Genomic DNA, 16,898 nt, shown 5'->3' on the forward strand with positions numbered 1-16,898 from the left:
CAAGAAGGAACCTTGGAGTGACTCGAAGGTCACATTCCGTGTCGTCATGAGAGGACTATCGTCGGAATCGTGTTCGCAGATCTGCGTTTTCCCGTGATCGCGGCCCCGATGGCGGGCGGGCCGACCACTCCCGAGCTCGTGGCCGCGGTGACCGTGGCGGGCGGATTCGGCTTCCTCGCCGGGGGCTATCTGAGCGCCGATGCCTTGGCGGACCGGATCGCGAAGACGGCCGAACTCACCGGCGAACCGTTCGGCGTGAACCTGTTCGTCCCGGGTGACGCGGCCGAGGCGGATCTCGGCGGCCACATCGAGCGCTGGCGCGCGGAGGCCGAACGCTACGGCGTCGAGCCCGGAGAACCGCGCTGGGATGACGACGCCTACACCGCGAAGCTCGAGGTCGTGCTGGAGCGGAAGGTGCCGGTCGTTTCCTTCACCTTCGGCACGCCCTCAACCGAGGACGTCGAACGCCTGCACGCCAACGGGAGCAAGGTGGCGGTCACGGTCACCAGCCCGGCGGAGGCCGATCAGGCCGTGGCGATCGGCGCGGACGCGCTGGTGGTCCAGGGATTCGAAGCCGGGGCGCATCGAGGGCTCTTCGCTGACGAGCCTCGAGCCGAAGGCGGGGGAGCGCAGTACGGCGTGCTCAGCCTGCTTCGCCTGGTCTCGGCGCGGACGGACTTGCCGCTCGTCGCGACAGGTGGGCTCGTGCACGGTGCCGACATCGCCGCGGTGCTGGCGGCGGGTGCCGTCGCGGCGCAACTGGGCACCGCGTTCCTGTGTGCGGACGAAGCCGGGACGCAGCCCGCGCACCGCCAGGCGCTCGCCGACGCGGGAAGGCCGACGGCGTTCACCAGGGCGTTCAGCGGCCGTCCCGCCCGTTCCCTGGTCAACCGCGCGGTCGAGGACTTCTCGGCCACGGCGCCGTCGGCGTATCCGGAGGTCAACAACCTGACCAAACCGATCCGCGCGGCGGCGGGGAAGGCGGGGGATCCGGAAGTGATGTCCCTCTACGCGGGGCAGACCTACGAGCTCGCGGGCTCCGGGTCGGCGGCGTCGATCGTCGAACGCCTCCGAACCGAAGCCCGCGAAGCCGCTACGCGTTTGAGTCGTCTCCGCTGACCTGCTTCGTGTCGCCGTTGTTCACGTTCATCGCGGAGTGACGGCGGCTGTAGGCGAAGTAGATGATCAGGCCGATGCCGAACCAGGCCGCGAACCGCAGCCAGGTTTCCGGGTTCAGGAACGTGATCAGCCAGATCGAGAAGACGATGCCGATGATCGGCACGATCGGCATACCGGGCGTCTTGAAGCTCCGCGGCAGGTCCGGCTGCTTGTACCGCAGCACGATCACCGCGACACAGACGACGACGAACGCGAGCAGGATGCCGATGTTCGTCAGCTCGGCCGCCTCACCGATGGGCAGCAGCCCGGCGATGAGCGCCGACGCGCCGCCGAGCACCCAGGTCATCCGGTTCGGCACCTTGCGCACCGGGTGGGTCTTGCCGAACCACTTGGGCAGCAGGCCGTCGCGGCTCATCGAGTAGCCGACCCGGCTCGCGCCCATGAGGAAGGTGAACAGCACGGTGGTGATACCGATGATCGCGCCGACCGCGATGATCAGGCCGAGCCACTTCATCCCGATACCGGCGAAGGCGCTGGAGAACGCGGCTTCGCTGTCGATGTCCTTGTAGTTGACCATCCCGGTCAGGACCAGGCAGGCCAGCACGTAGAGCACCATCGAGATGGCGAGCGAGTAGATGATCGCCTTCGGCATGTGCTTCTGGGAGTCGGTCGATTCCTCGGCCGCGGTGGACATGGCGTCGTAGCCGAAGACCGCGAAGAACACCGTCGCCGCGCCGGTGAACGCGCCGCTGAGGCCGAACGGGAAGAAGTTCGAGTAGTTGTCGGTGTTGATGTGGAAGACACCGACGACGATCACCAGCAGGACCAGGCCGACCTTCAGGTAGACCAGCAGCGTCTCGAACCGGGCCGCGTTCTTCATGCCCTGGTTGAGGATGAAGGCGATCAGGAGGCACAGCAGGACGGCGAACAGGTTGATCTTGTAGGACCCTGGTTCCACCCCTCCCTTTTCGGTGCCGGGAGCGCCCAGCATCCACGTCGGGAGATCGATGTTGAGGTATCCCAGCAGCTCGTTGAAGTAGCCGGAGATGCCGATCGCGACCACCGCCACGATCGCGGTGTACTCCAGCAGCAGGTCCCAGCCGATGAACCAGCCGACGATCTCGCCCAGCACCGTGTAGCCGTAGGTGTAGGCGGATCCGGCCCGGGGGATCAGCCCGGCGAACTCGGCGTAGGAGAACGCGGCGGCGGCGCTGGCGATACCCGCGATGAGGAACGAGATGAGCACGGCGGGACCCGCCGTCTTGTTCGCGACCGCGCCGGCCAGGGAGAAGATCCCCGCGCCGATGATGCCGCCGACCCCGATCGCGGTCAGCTGACGCAGGCCCAGCGTGCGTTGGAGCCCGCCGCCGTCACTGAGTTCTTGGATCTGCTCGATCGGTTTGCGGCGGAATACCCCGGATCCCGAGCCCAGGCTGCGCGGTGCGGACATCGTCGTCTCCCAACAGGTTGTGACTTTCGGACCGGGTCACAGTCCGAAGGGCACCGTAGCGGGAGACGGGGCACCGCACCTATCCGGCGACGGTGTCCTCGCTCACTTCGGCGGCCACGCGAGCGGCGGCGATCTTCGACGGCCTCGACGCGCTGGCGGAGAAGTAGGTCAGCAGCTCCGAGATCTCGACGGGGTCGTCCAGCTGCGGGCAGTGACCCCAGTCCTCGCGCACCATCAACCTGCTGTGCGGGACCAGCGCGTGCAGCTGCCGTCCGGAGGCGGCGCTGACCAGCTTGTCCTTGCCGCAGACGACCACCAGGAGCGGGATGCGGACCTCTTCGAGCCGGTACGCGTTCGTGAGTTCCTCGACGAGTTGCCTCGCCTGCTCCAGCCGCGTCGTGGTGGAGCGGTAGTCCGGGAACAGCGACGTGAACCGGCGTACCTGGTCGGCGTCCGCGGCGGTGGCGTTGGCGTACAGCAGCCGGGGGACGACCTGCTCGGCGACGGCGCGCACGAGGAATCCGGGGATCGGCAGCGGCAGGGCCGAGTACATCCGCAGCGGCAGCGGGTAGCGGGCCACGGTGCGGATGAGCCAGCTGTCCACGAAACCGGGAGCGGCGATCGACACCACACCCGAGACCGGCAGCCGGTGGTTCTCGGCGGCACGCAGGCTCATCGTGCCGCCGAGCGAGTTTCCGGCGAGCACCACCGTGCCGAGTACGGCCTGCTCCTTGATCACGGCCGCGGTGAACGCGTCCAGCTGCGGGAGCATCGGGCCCGGCCGGAGTGGCTGAGCGTCACCGAACCCGGGCAGGTCGACCGCGACCGCCGGGACACCGGCGGCCGCCAGCAGTTCGAGAACCGGGCGCCAGGTATCGGCGCTGTCGCAGTAGCCGTGCAGCAGCACCAGCCTCGGTGCCGTCGGCTTGGCGTGCCCGCGCGAGGTGGTCCGCTTGCCGAGCACCCGCCGAGGCGCGCGGTCGGTGGATTCCACCGGCTGCGGCCCGACTTCGAGCACTCTGGTGCGGACACCGGCGTAGCGTCGGAAGGAGACGCGGATCGGGTCGGTGTCGGTGGTGTTCCGGCCCCCCGGGTCCGCCGGTTCGGGCCGCTGCGATGCGGTCATCTCTCCAGGCTAACCGCGAGAGGTCGGATTTTGGTCGAACTTTGGTCGGGAAAAGCTCGCTGAGTCATAACGTTCTTGACACTTGACAAGACCGCGAAATGACTGCTTGACCTGCGTGGAACGCGCGGACGTGCGCGAATGTGCGCGCTGGATCGCGGCGAGGGGGAAGACCGCACCCCTCCGATCAATGCGCGAAGACGACCTTCCCTGAAGTTTCCCCGGCGAGCATGTTTTCAAACCCGGTTTCGGCATCCGCGAACGGTAATTCGGCACCGATCTGCGGACGGACGCCCGTGAGCTCCAAATAGGCGAGGAGATCGGTCAGCTCGTCCCTGGTCCCCATCGTGGAACCCGCGATACGCAGTTGCAGAAAGAACACGCGCTGCAACTCCGCGTGAGCATCCGGACCGCTGGTCGATCCCGAGACGACGATGATGCCGCCCGGTTTGAGCGACTTCACCGAGTGGGACCAGGTCGCCTTCCCGACGGTCTCGAAGACCGCGTCGACCCGCTCCGGCAGTCGCGCGCCGGACTCAAAGGTCTGATGTGCGCCCAGATTCTCGGCCAGCGCGCGTTTCTCTTCGCTACGCCCAGTGACCCAAACCCTGAATCCGGCCGCACGCCCGAGCTGCACGAGGGCGGTCGAAACGCCCCCGGAGGCGCCTTGGACCAGCATCGTCTGTCCCGGCCGCAACCCGGACTTCACGAACAGCATCCGGTACGCGGTCAGCCACGCCGTGCCCATGGTCGCGGCTTCCGCGAAGCTCAGGCTCGCCGGTTTCGGCACGACATTGCGCGCCGGGACCACGACCTGTTCGGCGAAGGTGCCTTGGTGCTTCTCGGTGAGCAGGGTGCGCTTCGGGTCGAGAGTGTCGTCGCCCTGCCAGCCCGGGGCGTTGATCACCGAGTGGAGGACGACCTCGGTGCCGTCGTCGAGGGTGCCCGCCCCGTCGCAGCCGAGGATCATCGGGAACTGCTCGGGTTTGATGCCGACACCGCGCAGCGTCCAGAGGTCGTGCATGTTGAGGCTGGCGGCCTTGATGTTGACCCGCACCCAGCCTGCGGGCACTTCGGGCTCGGGTCGCTCGCCGATCACGAGCGAGTCCAGCGGCTTTTCGGCGTTGGGTTCGGAAGCGTAAACGGCGAACATTCCAGCAACTTACATGGCCTGACCGGCGGTGGCAGGGGCGCGAGCGTAGGCTCACAAAGTGTTCAACGGGCTTGCAGACTGGTGGGACGGCGTCGAGCTGTGGCTCGCGCAGGCCCCGTTTCCCGTGCAATTCGTGCTGGTCATGGCGGTCGTGGTGCCGCTGTGCCTGGTCGCGGCCTGGGTGCTCGACTCGCTCTTCGGCAAGGTCGCCCGGCTCTTCGGCGCGGCCCGCGATGCGAACGACCCCGACCGGCCCTCCTAAGCTGGCACACCATGTTCAACCGTAGGCGGATCACCGCCGCCCTGATCGGCCTGATCGTGCTGGTGCTCGCCGGCTGGTTCGTCAAGGACGGCATCAGCGGTGACGATTCGAAGAGCACTTCGGCCCCGGCGAGTTCGTCGGCTCAGACCAAACCGTCGGGTGCGGCCAAGGGCAAGGTCGCGGGCGAGGAGTCCGGTCTCCCGGTCAAACCGCTCACGGGGCTGCCCCCGCAGGCTTCCGAGACCTGGGGACTCATCAAGGCGGGCGGGCCGTACCCGTATCCGCGCAACGACGACGTCCTCTTCCAAAACCGGGAGAAGGTCTTGCCCGCCAAGGCATCCGGCTACTACCGGGAATACACGGTCAAGACGCCGGGCAGCCCGGATCGCGGGGCGAGGCGGCTGGTGACCGGCACCGGCAAGGAGCTGTACTACACCGAGGACCACTACAAGTCCTTCGTCGTAGTGGACACCGACCGATGAACGAGGCGGAGAAGGCCTTCGCGAGGGGTGCGCATCCGCATCTGATCGACGGCGGCCGGACGGTCGACAAGGCCTCCACACTCGACGCGATCGCGGAGGCGCTGTCGTTCCCCGACTACTTCGGGAAGAACCTCGACGCGCTCTACGACTGCCTCACCGACCTGTCTTGGCTCCCCTCGGGGGAGCACGTGCTGATCTGGGCCGGTTCGTCGGCACTCAGGGAGCGCGATCCGAAGGCGTATCTGGCCGTCCGGAGCGTGCTCTCGGACGCACAGCGGGCGCTGGGGCCGAGCGGGGACCGCTCGGATTCCCGGCGCCTCACCGTGGTCCTGCCGGATTAGGCTTCCGGAACCCAGTTCGGCTTGCGCTTCTGCGCGAAGGCCGTGATGCCCTCCTGTCCTTCTTCGCTCGCGAAGAACCCGGCGGACAGCTTGTTCATGGCCTCGAAGCCTTCGCCGGGGGTCGCCGGACGAGGCTTGCTGAGCAGTTCCTTCGTCGCGGCGAGAGCCTTCGGCCCACCGAGGGCGAGAGCCTTGACGTAACGGGCGACCTCGCCGTCGAGCTCGTCGGCCGCGACGGCCGAGTTCAGCAGGCCGATCTCGACGGCGCGCTTCGCGTCGAATGTGTCTCCGGTCAGGAACAGTTCGTGCGCGGCACGGGCGTTGAGCCGAGGCAACACGGTGAGCGAGATGACGGCGGGTACGACCCCGATCCGTACCTCGGAGAAGGCGAACGTCGCTTCGTGCACGGCGACGGCGATGTCGGTCGCGGCCACCATGCCGATGCCGCCCGCTCGCGCGGGGCCCGCCAGCTTCGCCACCACGGGTTTGGGGCTGGTCCACAGCTGGTCGAGGATCTTCGGGAACTCGTTGACGCCCTGGTTGCCCGCACCGGCGCCGCGAGCCTCCTTGAGGTCCATCCCGGCGCAGAACACCGGGCCGGTGTGGGTGAGCACGATGACCCGTACCGCGTCGTCCGCCCGCGCCTTGTCCAGCGACTCGCTCAGCTCGCGCCGCAGCTGGGCGGAGAGCGCGTTGCGGTTGTGCGGGGAGTCCAAGGTGATCGTGGCGGTGCCGCCCACCACGTCGTAGTGCACCAGTTCGTCAGCCATGGCCACACCTTCGCACGGCCGAAGTCGGGCCGGGCAGTGGCCTGCGCCACCCAGTTCCGAGGGTGGCGCAGGCCGCAGCTCAGCCGATCGTCGTCGTGGTGAAGGTGGGGCTCGGGTTCGGGAAGCACGACGTCGGCGCCGAGACGTCGAAGCCGGCGCTGACCACCGCGGTGAAGGTCAGGCCCGGGTCGGCGTAGCTGGAGCCGCCCAGTTTCGTCTCGATCGTGCCGGACGAACCCGCGGTGAGATGCGCGGTCACGGTCGGCAGTTCGAACGTCGACCCGCCCGCGATCGGACCGGGGAAGCTCAGCGTCGCGACGCTGCCCGAGACGGTGATCTTCGGCGGGGTCGAGCCGATGCCGGAGCCGCCGGTGAGCTCGGCGCCCACCCAGGTCGAGTTCGCCGGGATCGGGATCTTCAGGGAGAAGTCCTTGATGTTCTTGACCTTGTATCCGCTGACCTCGGCCGGGACGGTGTTGGCCGCCGGGTCGATGACGATGTCGAGGGCGGCGCCGGGCGCGACCGTGGCCGGCGCGGTGACGTCGGCGTCCTGGTTCAGCTTGAGGTACTTGTTGCCGACGAGCGGCGGCTTCGCCTCGCAGTCGAAGACGACGGTGGTCGCCGCCGAGGCCGGGGCGGCGAGACCGATGAGCGGGACGAGGACGCCCGAAGCGCAGACGAGGGCACGGATGGCAGCCTTCATGTTCCACCTACCTGGGGGTTCGATGGGGAGAAAGGGAGCTGCGCAGCGTTTAGAGAGTTACCGGCAAGTTAAGTAACTCGTCAAGAATTCTCCGTTCCCATACGCGAGGCGTCACGGAACTGGGAACAAGACCCTCCGAAGATCGGCATCAAGCGCCCGAACGGGACGAGTCGCTCTACCGTGCCGATGAATGATCAGGCGGCGAGCCGGGAGGCGGCGACGTCGTAGCGTTCCAGGACGAGCCCGGCGATCCGCGGATCCGGTCCCAGCGGACCGGCGACGATCACGGACGGGTCGGCTTCGCGGGCAAGGCGCGCGATCCGGTCCGGCAGCAGACCCGGCGCGAGGAACCAGCCCGCGACCGCGAGCCGCCGGGCCCCGTTGAGCCGCAACCGCGCGATGGCGGCGGGCACGTCCGGCTGAGCGGCGCTCGCGAAGGCCGGTGTCGCGAGCAACCCGCGACGCAGTTGCCAGCGGGTGGTGATCCCGGCGACCGCGTCGTTCGCCGCGACATTCGACGAGCCGACGCCCGCCAGCAGGACACCCAAGTCCGGGTCGCCGAGATCGGCACCCGCCTCGGTGAGCCTGTCCAGCGCGACCGTCTCGATGAGCGGGTCGATGCCCAGCACCCCGGAAACCCGCACTTCGAGGCCGGGGCAGTCCGCGGTCACCTCGGCGACGAGCGCGGGCAGGTCGACCCGGGCGTGATAGGCCACGCCGAGCAACAGCGGCACCACGACGACCTCGCGATGCCCCTCGGCGTAGAGGCCGCGCAGGGTTTCGGTGAGCAACGGCTCCGAGAGGTCCAAAAAGGACTCCCGGATGTCGAGGCCCGGTGCCAGCCCGCGGGAGACGTCGAGCAGCGCGCGGATCGTCGCGGCGGACCGCGGATCGCGGCTGCCGTGGGCGACGGCGACCAGTGGCGGAGTGAGGCTTGGGGTCATGCGAACCTTTCGCCGACGAGTCCGGCGGCGAGGGTGTCGCCGTCCTTCGGGTCGATGACCAGGAAAGCACCCGTTCGCGGGCTCACGCCGTAGTCGTCCACGCCGATCTCTTCGGCCAGCCTCAGCGTGACCCGGCCGATGTCGTTGAGCTCCAAGGTGGCCGGATCGTCCACACTGGACAACGTCTGCTCGTCGAAGCGGGCGTGGAGTTCGCCGACGAGGGCCTGCACCGTCCGCGTGCCGTGCTTCACCAGCACCCGGGCGCCCGGTTTGAGCGCCTTGGCCGAAAGCCAGCACAAGGTCGCGGTGATCTCGTCGGTCACCGTCGGCTGCCTGTCGGCGGCGGCGATCAGATCACCCCGAGAGATGTCGAGGTCGTCCGTGAGCAACAAGGTCACCGAGGTGCCCGCCCCGGCCTCGGAGAGCGGTCCGTCGGCGGTGTCGATGCCCTCAACCCGGCTACGGAGGCCTTGCGGGAGCACGACGATCTCGTCGCCCGGCCGGACGGTGCCCGCCGCGATCTGCCCCGCGTAACCCCGGTAGTCGGGATGGTCGGCCGTACGCGGCCGGATCACGTACTGCACCGGGAAGCGGAACGCCGAATCGTGCGGATCCGGCGCCACGGGCACGGTTTCCAGATGCTCCAGCAGGGTCGGGCCGGAGTACCACGGGGTCTTGTCCGATTTCTCCGCCACGTTGTCGCCCTCGAGCGCCGAAACCGGCACCGCGAGCACGGAACCCCGCTCGTAGCCCAAGGACGCGGCGTGCTCGGCGAACTCCTCGGCGATCACGGCGAAAGTCGCCTCGTCGTAGTCGACGAGATCGATCTTGTTCACCGCCAGCACCAGATGCGGGACGCCCAGCAGCGCGAGCACCGCGGCGTGACGGCGGGTCTGCTCGATGACGCCCTTGCGCGCGTCGACCAGCAGGACGGCCAGCTGCGCGGTGGACGCCCCGGTCACCGTGTTCCGCGTGTACTGCACGTGTCCAGGGGTGTCCGCGAGCACGAAGCTGCGCCTCGGCGTCGCGAAGTACCGGTACGCGACATCGATCGTGATGCCTTGCTCGCGTTCCGAGCGCAGGCCGTCCACGAGCAGCGACAAGTCCGGAGTGGACAGTCCTTTGTCGACACTGGCGCGGGTGACCGCGTCCAGCTGGTCGGCGAGAACGGATTTGGTGTCGTACAGGAGCCGCCCGACCAGGGTCGACTTCCCGTCGTCCACACTGCCCGCGGTCGCGAGCCTGAGGAGGCTGGACATCAGAAGTACCCTTCCCGCTTGCGGTCTTCCATCGCCGCCTCCGACATCCGGTCGTCGGCGCGGGTGGCGCCGCGTTCGGTGAGCCGGGAGGCCGAGACCTCGGCGATGACCTCGTCCACCGTGGCGGCGGTCGATTCGATGGCGCCGGTGCACGAACCGTCGCCGACGGTCCGGTAGCGCACCGTGAGTTCCTTGACGACCTCGCCCGGCCGCGGCCCGCCCCAGGGGCCTTCGGTCAGCCACATGCCGTCGCGCTGGTAGACCTCGCGCCGGTGCGCGTAGTAGATCGACGGCAGCTCGACCTTCTCCCGCGCGATGTAGTTCCAGACGTCCGCCTCGGTCCAGTTGGACAGCGGGAAGACGCGGACCTGCTCGCCGGGGCGGTGACGGCCGTTGTAGAGGTTCCACAGCTCGGGGCGCTGCCGACGCGGTTCCCACTGGCCGAAAGCGTTGCGGAGACTGAAGATCCGCTCCTTGGCTCGGGCGCGCTCCTCGTCGCGGCGCCCGCCGCCGAAGACCGCGTCGAACTTGTTCTCGGCGATCGTGTCGAGCAGCGGAGTGGTCTGCAACGGGTTGCGCATCCCGTCGGCGCGCTCCTCGAGCCTGCCGTCGTCGATCCAGTCCTGCACCTTCGCCACGAGCAGCCGCAGCCCGTGCTGCTCGACCACCCGGTCGCGGAAGTCGATGACCTCGTCGAGGTTGTGCCCGGTGTCCACGTGCAGCAACGGGAACGGCACCGGCGCGGGCCAGAACGCCTTGATCGCCAGATGCAGCAGGAGTGTCGAGTCCTTGCCGCCGGAGAACAGGATCACCGGCCGGTCGAACTCGCCCGCCACCTCGCGGAAGATGTGGATGGCCTCGGATTCCAGCGCCGCCAGGTTGTCCTGCGCGGCGTCCGTCGCCGGTTCGAGCGTGGTCATGTCGTCCCTTCTCACCCGTGCAGGCCGCACTCGGTCTTGCCCTGCCCGGCCCACCGGCCGCTGCGCGGGTCCTGACCCGGGGCGACCTTCGCGGTGCACGGCGCGCAGCCGATCGACAGATAACCGATGGACACCAACGGGTTCTCGAGGATCCCGTGTTCGCTGATGTAGCCGTTGAACTCGTCGTCCGACCACGGCGCGATCGGGTTGATCTTCACCAGCCCGTTGCGGTCGTCCCAGGTGACGATCGGGGTGTTCGCGCGGGTCGGCGCGTCGACGCGGCGGACGCCGGTCACCCACGCCGAGTACTTCGCGAGCGTGTTCCGCAGCGGCACGACCTTGCGCAGCTGGCAGCACTGGTTCGGGTCGCGTTCGTGCAGTTTCGGGCCGTACTCCGCGTCCTGTTCGGCGACGCTCTGCGCGGCCTGCGCGTTGACGATCCGCACGCCGGGGTAGACCGCCTGCACCGCGTCACGGGTGCCGATGGTCTCCGGGAAGTGGTAGCCGGTCTGCAGGAACAGCACGTCGACGTCGGGTTTGACCTGGGTGGCCAGATCGATGAGGACGGCGTCCTGCATGTTCGACGCGACGATGAAGTCGTCGCCGAAGGTCTCCGCGGTCCAGCGCAGGGCCTCGGTCGCGGTCGCCTCCGCGAGCTCTTTCGAGGCCCGTTCGGCGAGGGTCTTGTAGTCGGCAGTGGCGGTCATCCTGGTGACACCTCCGGAAAGGACAGTCCGAGGAACTTCACGGTGAAGACCCGGCGGCAGCCCGAGCACAGCCAGGAGCCGCCCTCTTCCGGCCGCAGGTCTTCATCGCCACAGAAAGGGCAGTGGTACGGCGTCGCACGCTCGGTCACTGCAGGACGCTTTCTTCGGCCCGCGTGACCCATGGGGCGAACCGCTCGCCGGGTTCGCGGCCGGCGATGTACGCCCGCACGACCCGCTCGACGTACGCGGTCAGCTCCGTCGCTGTCACCTTGTGCCCGCGCAGTTTCCGGCCGAATCCGGCGTCCAGGCCGAGGCCGCCGCCGAGGTGGACCTGGAAGCCCTCGACCTGCTTGCCGTCCGCGTTGGTGACGATCTGGCCCTTGAGCCCGATGTCGGCGGTCTGGATCCGGGCGCAGGAGTTGGGGCAGCCGTTGAGGTGCACGGTCACCGGGTTCTCGATCTCCGCCTGGATGTCGGCGAGACGCTTCTCCAGTTCGGTGACCAGTTCGATCGCGCGCGCCTTCGTCTCGACGATGGCGAGTTTGCAGAACTCCAGGCCGGTGCAGGCCATGATCCCGCGCCGCCACGGCGACGGCTCGGTCTGCAGGCCCAGGTCGGCCAGTTCGGTCTTCAGCCCGCTCACCTCGGCCTCGGGGACGTCGAGGATCACGAGTTTCTGTTGCGGGGTGAGGCGGACACGGTTCGACCCGGCGCGTTCGGCGGCCTTCGCGACCGCCAGCAGGGTGGCGCCGGACACCCGGCCCGCGATCGGCGCGGCGCCGACGTAGAACTTGCCGTCGGTCTGCGGGTGCACGCCGACGTGGTCGATCTGGGTGGCGGGCACCTCGGGCGCCGGGCCGTCGGTCAGCTTCCTCTCGAGGTACTCGTCCTCGAGCACATGGCGGAACTTCGCGGCGCCCCAGTCCTTCACCAGGAACTTGATGCGGGCGCGGGCGCGCAGGCGCCGGTAGCCGTAGTCGCGGAAGACGCTGATCACGCCTTCCCAGACGTCGGGGACCTCGTCGAGCGGGACCCAGGCGCCGAGCCGCTGGCCGATCATCGGGTTGGTGGACAGGCCGCCACCGACCCACAGGTCGAAACCGGGCCCGTGCTCCGGGTGGTCCACGCCGACGAAGGCGATGTCGTGGATCTCGTGGGCGACGTCCTGCTGGCCCGAGATCGCGGTCTTGAACTTGCGCGGCAGGTTCGAGTAGCGGGGGTCGCCGATGTAGCGGCGCTTGATCTCGTCGATCGCGGGGGTGCCGTCGATGACCTCGTCCGCGGCGATACCGGCGACGGGGGAGCCGAGGATGACGCGCGGGCTGTCGCCGCAGGCCTCCATCGTGGTCATCCCGGCCTTCTCCAGTTTGGCCCAGATCGTCGGGACGTCCTCGACCTGGATCCAGTGGTACTGGATGTTCTGCCGGTCGGTGATGTCGGCGGTGTCGCGCGCGTGGGTCTGCGAGATCTCGGCGAGCACGGCGAGCTGATCCGTGGTCAGCGCGCCGCCGTCGAGCCGGACCCGCAGCATGAAGTAGCGGTCGTCGAGCTCCTCGGGCTCCAGCGTGGCGGTGCGGCCGCCGTCGATGCCCGGTTTGCGCTGGGTGTAGAGACCGAACCAGCGGAACCGGCCGCGGAGGTCGCCGGGGTCGATCGAGTCGAACCCGCGGTGGGCGTAGATGTTCTCGATCCGCGCGCGCACGTTGAGCGGGTTGTCGTCCTTCTTGGACCGCTCGTTGGGGTTCAGTGGCTCGCGGTACCCCAACGCCCACTGCCCCTCGCCGCGTTTCTGTTTGACCCGGGGCGTGCGGGCAGGGGTCTCGCGCGTGGGCGACGACATGGGAGTCCTCCGGCAGATCGTGGTGGTGGCGGGGAGTCAGCGGTTCGTCGCACAGAGCGCGCTCGCCACACGACGGAGATCCACGTGGCGGCGTGCCACGAGGGTGATTCCGGCGCGGGTCATTCGTTCAGCGTGCCACGCGCCCACTATGTGGTCTAGGCCGGTCCGAATGCTGGGAACGGAGTCCGAACGAGACTGTTTTCGCTGGTCGAGGGCCTGTTTCGAAGGTCAAGCCCGGGTTCGCCGCCGCCACTGTGACGCAGAACGCGCAAGACTCAAGAGGGCAGGACGCGGTCCACGATGAGCCGGATGACGTCTTCGTCGGTGACGTCCGCGAGGACTTCCGGGAGGGTGAGCCGTTCGACGGTGAGCCCGGTCAGCGCGAGATACATCAGCAGGACCTCGGCGCGCCCGCCCGGCATCCCCGCCGCGACATGCCACTCGACGCTCATGTCGATGCCCTCGCGGATCGTCTTGGTCAGCTCGGCCGCCAGATCCGGGCGCCGGGTGGCTTCGAGCCGGAGTTCGAGCAGGGCGAGATACGGCTCACGGTGGCCTGTCAGCCGTCCCATGAGTTCGCCGAGCAGCACGCCGACCCGGTCGTGCGACGGCGTCTCGGCCTGCGGATTCGCCATGACGTCGGCCGGCGCCGAAAGCCGCTCCTGCACGCGGACGCCGACCTCGCCGAGCAGCTGGTCCCGGTTCCGGAAGTAGTTGGACGTCGTCCCCGGCGGAACGTCCGCTTCGACGTCCACGGCGCGGTAGGTGAGCCCGCGAGCGCCCTCGCGGGCGAGAACGGTGATGGCGGCGTCGGTGAGAGCGGTCCGGCGCTCCGGGTTCTGTCGCATCGGGACATTCTCCTTGCTTCGATCAAACCACTATGCTTATAGTACTACGCATCAAGTGGTTCTTCTGGGAGGAAAACACCAAATGCAACTCAGCGGTTTCGGTGCCTGTGTGCTCGTCGACGACATCGCCGAGACCACCGCCTGGTGGAAGCGGCACCTGCAGTTGACGGTGACGATCGAGCTCGACTGGTTCTCCAGCCTCAACGTCGGGGTGCCGGGCTATGAAATGAGCTTCGCGAAGCGCGGCCACAAGGCCACGCCGGAGCCGTGGCGCGCGCAGGACGCGGCCGGCTCGATGGTCGGGTTCATGGTCGCCGACGCGGCGGCCGAGTACGAGCGGCTGCGTGGGGAAGGGGTCAAGATCGTCACGGAGCTCGTGGACGAGGAATTCGGCCAGCGGCACTTCTACATCGAGGACCTGAACGGCTTCCTCATCGACATCATCGAGGTGATCCCGCCGTCGCAGGAATGGCTGGCCGCTAACGGGTTGGCCTAGTACCGCTTCGGGTGAGTGAGGCCGCGCGGACTCCCCGTCGGCGCTAGCTTCGGTCTCCGATCCACACTGGACGGAGGAGTTGCGCATGCGCCGATGGGTGGTCGCCGCGATGGTGCTGGCGTCCCTGCTGGTCCCGGGTACGGCTTCCGGGGCTCAACAGGGCTGCAGGCTGGTCTCGCCCGAGGAGGGGGCGGTGCTGCACAAGGGCAGCTCGTACCGGTTCGAGGCGGTCGGCTGTTCGCCGAACGCCCGGGGGCACCTGTCTCAAACGGTGCTGGTCGAGGTGGCGATGAGCCGCGACGCCGCCACGGACGACCACGGCGATTGGTCGCCCGACTACGTGGTCAACGACTACTCGCTGAACATGGAGACCCTGGTCTGGGTGCGGTTCGAGGACGGCACCCGCTCCACGTCGGTCAAGGTGCGTATCGCGGACAGATAGCGTGCTCCGTGAAGGCCTCTTTCCCCGGGGAAGGAGGCCTTCACGGCGTGGGGGACACTGGGGTGTGCCCGCGTTGCTGCCCGAAACCACCACGCCCGTCGAGTCGGCGCTCCCCGAGAGCGCGCTGGAAGGGCTCGGCACCCGGCCGTTCGGTGTCTACGTGCACGTCCCGTTCTGCGCGACCCGGTGCGGCTACTGCGATTTCAACACCTATACCGCCGGTGAGCTGGACAGTGATTCGTCGCCGCAGTCCTGGCTCGAAGGCCTCAAGCGCGAGTTCGACCTGGCCGCGCGCGTCCTCGGGAAGCCGCCCGCGGTCGACACCGTCTTCGTCGGCGGAGGCACTCCGTCCCTGCTCGGCGCCGAAGGGCTCCGAAGCGTCCTCGACGCCGTACGTGACACTTTCGGCCTCGCGCCCGGCGCCGAGGTGACGACCGAGTCCAATCCGGAGTCCACGTCACCCGAGTTCTTCGACGGCATCCGCGCCGCCGGGTACAACCGGATCTCGCTCGGGATGCAGTCGGCCGCGCGGCACGTCTTGAAGATCCTCGACCGCGTGCACACCGTGGGCCGTCCGGTCGCGGCCGCCGAGGAAGCGCGAGCCGCCGGATTCGAGCACGTCAACCTCGACGTCATCTACGGCACGCCGGGGGAGCGCGTCGAAGACCTCCAGGCTTCGCTGGACGCGGTGCTGGCCGCCGGTGTCGACCACGTGTCGGCGTACGCGCTGATCGTCGAAGAAGGCACCGCGCTCGCCCGCCGCATCCGCCGAGGCGAACTGCCCGCGCCGGACGACGACGTGCTGGCCGCCGACTACGAGATGATCGACCGTGTCCTCGCTTCGGCGGGTTTGCGCTGGTACGAGGTGTCCAACTGGGCGACCTCCGAGGAAGCCCGCTGCCGGCACAACATCGGCTACTGGCGCGGCGGCGACTGGTGGGGCGCCGGACCCGGCGCGCACAGCCACGTCGGCGGCGTCCGCTGGTGGAACGTCAAACATCCGGCGCGCTACGCCGCCTCGCTCGCCGCCGGGGACTCACCGGCCGCCGGCCGCGAACTGCTCACCGACGAGGACCGGCATCTGGAACGCGTGATGCTGGAACTCCGGCTGTCCGAAGGACTTCCCCTCGGCGCCCTCGACGACGACGGCCGCGCGGAAGCCCGTGTCGCGGCCGCCGAGGGGTTGCTCGATCAGTCCGCTTTGGACGGTCAGGATCGGGCGGTGCTGACCGATCGCGGACGGTTGCTCGCGGATGGACTGGTGCGACGCCTCACGTGAGCCGCGTCAGGCCGGCGAGGAACATGTCGATCGCGAACTCGAACCGCTCCCGAGCCGTCTCCGCGGTGAAGTACTCGCCCGAGCCGAGCAGGTTCGGGAACGAGCCGGGCGGGAACGACGACATGTACTCGACCATCTGTTTGCCGCGTTCCTCCTGTTCGGCCAGGTCGATGTCGCCGTGCTGCCAGCCCGCGCCCTCGTAGGCGAAAGCCTTGGCGTAGAGCCATAGCGCGTCGGCGGCGAACAAGGCCCGCTTGAGGTCGAGGCCGCCCGCGCGCAGTACCGCGAGCATGGCTTCGGCCTGCTGCAAGGCGTTCGCGCCGACCGGGACGGGGATGGCCCACGCGATCTTGGCGATCCCGGGGAACGACGTCAGCGCGCGCACGTTCTCCCGCAACAGGTCTTTCGCCTGCTCGATCCACCGTTCCGGGTCGGGTTCGGGGAACGGGCCGAAGTCGAGGACGTGGTCGACCATCAGCTCGTGGAGCTCTTCCTTGTTCGCCACATGGGCGTAGAGCGACGCCGGGCCGGTTTCCAGCGCCTGGGCCACGCGCCGCATGCTCACCGCCTCCAGCCCCTCGGCGGCGAGGAGGTCCAGTGCCGTCTTCACCACGAGCTCCTGGGACAGCACGGGTTTCTCGGCGCGACGCCGGGGCCTGCTCACTTCGTTCGCCTCCTGATCCGGGGTTCGCCGGGAACTCTACTTGACGCGAACGCTGTTCGTCTGTAGAACGGTGTTCGCAACACGAACGCTGTTCGA

21 protein-coding genes are annotated in these 16,898 nt (G+C 68.6%); 7 read left to right on the forward strand and 14 right to left on the reverse strand.

Annotation, left to right across the window (positions count from 1 at the left end; translation table 11 throughout):
* The first annotated feature begins 69 nt into the window (after positions 1–69).
* Positions 70–1,119, forward strand: coding sequence for a nitronate monooxygenase (locus tag HDA45_RS31360; RefSeq protein ID WP_184901411.1), 1,050 nt, complete (start codon positions 70–72; stop codon positions 1,117–1,119).
* On the opposite strand, the gene HDA45_RS31365 is transcribed toward HDA45_RS31360, so the two are convergent.
* From HDA45_RS31365 to HDA45_RS31375, 3 genes are all read right to left on the reverse strand, one after another.
* Entirely contained in the window at positions 1,094–2,569 is a 1,476-nt protein-coding gene (locus HDA45_RS31365; RefSeq protein WP_184901414.1) for an amino acid permease, read from the reverse strand. The genes HDA45_RS31360 and HDA45_RS31365 overlap by 26 nt on opposite strands.
* A gap of 79 nt (positions 2,570–2,648) precedes the next feature.
* Entirely contained in the window at positions 2,649–3,695 is a 1,047-nt protein-coding gene (locus HDA45_RS31370; protein WP_184901416.1) for an alpha/beta hydrolase, read from the reverse strand.
* Positions 3,696–3,879: 184 nt separating this feature from the next.
* Positions 3,880–4,845 (reverse strand): zinc-binding dehydrogenase, encoded by a 966-nt coding sequence (locus tag HDA45_RS31375; RefSeq protein WP_184901418.1) that lies wholly within the window; start codon positions 4,843–4,845, stop codon positions 3,880–3,882.
* Positions 4,846–4,903: 58 nt separating this feature from the next.
* Here HDA45_RS31375 and HDA45_RS31380 point away from each other — a divergent pair, with 58 nt between their 5' ends.
* From HDA45_RS31380 to HDA45_RS31390, 3 genes are read left to right on the forward strand one after another with little or no spacing between them, the layout of a single operon-like run.
* Positions 4,904–5,107, forward strand: a complete 204-nt coding sequence (locus HDA45_RS31380; RefSeq protein WP_184901420.1) for a hypothetical protein — start codon at positions 4,904–4,906, stop codon at positions 5,105–5,107.
* Between the two features lie 11 nt (positions 5,108–5,118).
* The gene (locus HDA45_RS31385; protein WP_184901422.1) at positions 5,119–5,589 is read left to right on the forward strand and encodes a guanyl-specific ribonuclease; all 471 of its coding nucleotides are present in this window, start codon (positions 5,119–5,121) and stop codon (positions 5,587–5,589) included.
* The gene (locus HDA45_RS31390) at positions 5,586–5,930 is read left to right on the forward strand and encodes a barstar family protein (RefSeq protein WP_184901424.1); all 345 of its coding nucleotides are present in this window, start codon (positions 5,586–5,588) and stop codon (positions 5,928–5,930) included. The genes HDA45_RS31385 and HDA45_RS31390 overlap by 4 nt, the downstream gene beginning before the upstream one ends.
* Here HDA45_RS31390 and HDA45_RS31395 read toward each other — a convergent pair.
* The 10 genes from HDA45_RS31395 to HDA45_RS31430 all read right to left on the reverse strand — a co-directional run bounded on the left by HDA45_RS31395 (position 5,927) and on the right by HDA45_RS31430 (position 13,921).
* The gene (locus tag HDA45_RS31395) at positions 5,927–6,700 is read right to left on the reverse strand and encodes an enoyl-CoA hydratase-related protein (protein ID WP_184901426.1); all 774 of its coding nucleotides are present in this window, start codon (positions 6,698–6,700) and stop codon (positions 5,927–5,929) included. The genes HDA45_RS31390 and HDA45_RS31395 overlap by 4 nt on opposite strands.
* Before the next feature lie 79 nt (positions 6,701–6,779).
* Positions 6,780–7,403, reverse strand: a complete 624-nt coding sequence (locus HDA45_RS31400) for a cyclase (RefSeq protein WP_184901428.1) — start codon at positions 7,401–7,403, stop codon at positions 6,780–6,782.
* A 194-nt stretch (positions 7,404–7,597) separates the two neighbouring features.
* Positions 7,598–8,347, reverse strand: coding sequence for a sirohydrochlorin chelatase (locus tag HDA45_RS31405; RefSeq protein WP_184901430.1), 750 nt, complete (start codon positions 8,345–8,347; stop codon positions 7,598–7,600).
* Entirely contained in the window at positions 8,344–9,606 is a 1,263-nt protein-coding gene (locus HDA45_RS31410) for a sulfate adenylyltransferase subunit 1 (RefSeq protein WP_184901433.1), read from the reverse strand. Before HDA45_RS31410 ends, HDA45_RS31405 begins: the two co-directional genes overlap by 4 nt.
* The gene (cysD, locus tag HDA45_RS31415) at positions 9,606–10,526 is read right to left on the reverse strand and encodes a sulfate adenylyltransferase subunit CysD (protein WP_184901436.1); all 921 of its coding nucleotides are present in this window, start codon (positions 10,524–10,526) and stop codon (positions 9,606–9,608) included. The genes HDA45_RS31410 and cysD overlap by 1 nt, the downstream gene beginning before the upstream one ends.
* Positions 10,527–10,537: 11 nt before the next feature.
* Positions 10,538–11,233 (reverse strand): phosphoadenylyl-sulfate reductase, encoded by a 696-nt coding sequence (locus tag HDA45_RS31420; RefSeq protein ID WP_184901438.1) that lies wholly within the window; start codon positions 11,231–11,233, stop codon positions 10,538–10,540.
* On the reverse strand, positions 11,230–11,382 hold the full coding sequence (locus HDA45_RS42515; protein WP_276368387.1) for an eL43 family ribosomal protein: 153 nt from the start codon (positions 11,380–11,382) through the stop codon (positions 11,230–11,232). Before HDA45_RS42515 ends, HDA45_RS31420 begins: the two co-directional genes overlap by 4 nt.
* Positions 11,379–13,073, reverse strand: a complete 1,695-nt coding sequence (locus HDA45_RS31425; RefSeq protein ID WP_184901440.1) for a nitrite/sulfite reductase — start codon at positions 13,071–13,073, stop codon at positions 11,379–11,381. The genes HDA45_RS42515 and HDA45_RS31425 overlap by 4 nt, the downstream gene beginning before the upstream one ends.
* Positions 13,074–13,109: 36 nt before the next feature.
* Positions 13,110–13,196, reverse strand: coding sequence for a putative leader peptide (locus tag HDA45_RS43275; RefSeq protein WP_360907593.1), 87 nt, complete (start codon positions 13,194–13,196; stop codon positions 13,110–13,112).
* A 152-nt stretch (positions 13,197–13,348) separates the two neighbouring features.
* The gene (locus tag HDA45_RS31430; protein ID WP_184901442.1) at positions 13,349–13,921 is read right to left on the reverse strand and encodes a TetR/AcrR family transcriptional regulator; all 573 of its coding nucleotides are present in this window, start codon (positions 13,919–13,921) and stop codon (positions 13,349–13,351) included.
* A gap of 82 nt (positions 13,922–14,003) precedes the next feature.
* Between HDA45_RS31430 and HDA45_RS31435 the strand changes: the two genes are divergently transcribed.
* From HDA45_RS31435 to hemW, 3 genes are all read left to right on the forward strand, one after another.
* Positions 14,004–14,417 carry a VOC family protein gene (locus HDA45_RS31435; protein WP_184901444.1) on the forward strand — a complete coding sequence of 138 codons (414 nt, stop codon included), beginning with the start codon at positions 14,004–14,006 and terminating at the stop codon, positions 14,415–14,417.
* Positions 14,418–14,502: 85 nt separating this feature from the next.
* A complete protein-coding gene (locus HDA45_RS31440; protein ID WP_184901446.1) occupies positions 14,503–14,859 on the forward strand; it encodes a hypothetical protein in 357 nt (118 codons plus the stop codon).
* 64 nt (positions 14,860–14,923) lie between these two features.
* Entirely contained in the window at positions 14,924–16,138 is a 1,215-nt protein-coding gene (gene hemW, locus HDA45_RS31445; RefSeq protein ID WP_184901448.1) for a radical SAM family heme chaperone HemW, read from the forward strand.
* On the opposite strand, the gene HDA45_RS31450 is transcribed toward hemW, so the two are convergent.
* Positions 16,131–16,802 (reverse strand): TetR/AcrR family transcriptional regulator C-terminal domain-containing protein, encoded by a 672-nt coding sequence (locus HDA45_RS31450; RefSeq protein ID WP_184901450.1) that lies wholly within the window; start codon positions 16,800–16,802, stop codon positions 16,131–16,133. The genes hemW and HDA45_RS31450 overlap by 8 nt on opposite strands.
* Positions 16,803–16,898 lie beyond the last annotated feature (96 nt).

Origin of the sequence: Amycolatopsis umgeniensis (assembly GCF_014205155.1) — a bacterium.
GTDB lineage: Bacteria > Actinomycetota > Actinomycetes > Mycobacteriales > Pseudonocardiaceae > Amycolatopsis > Amycolatopsis umgeniensis.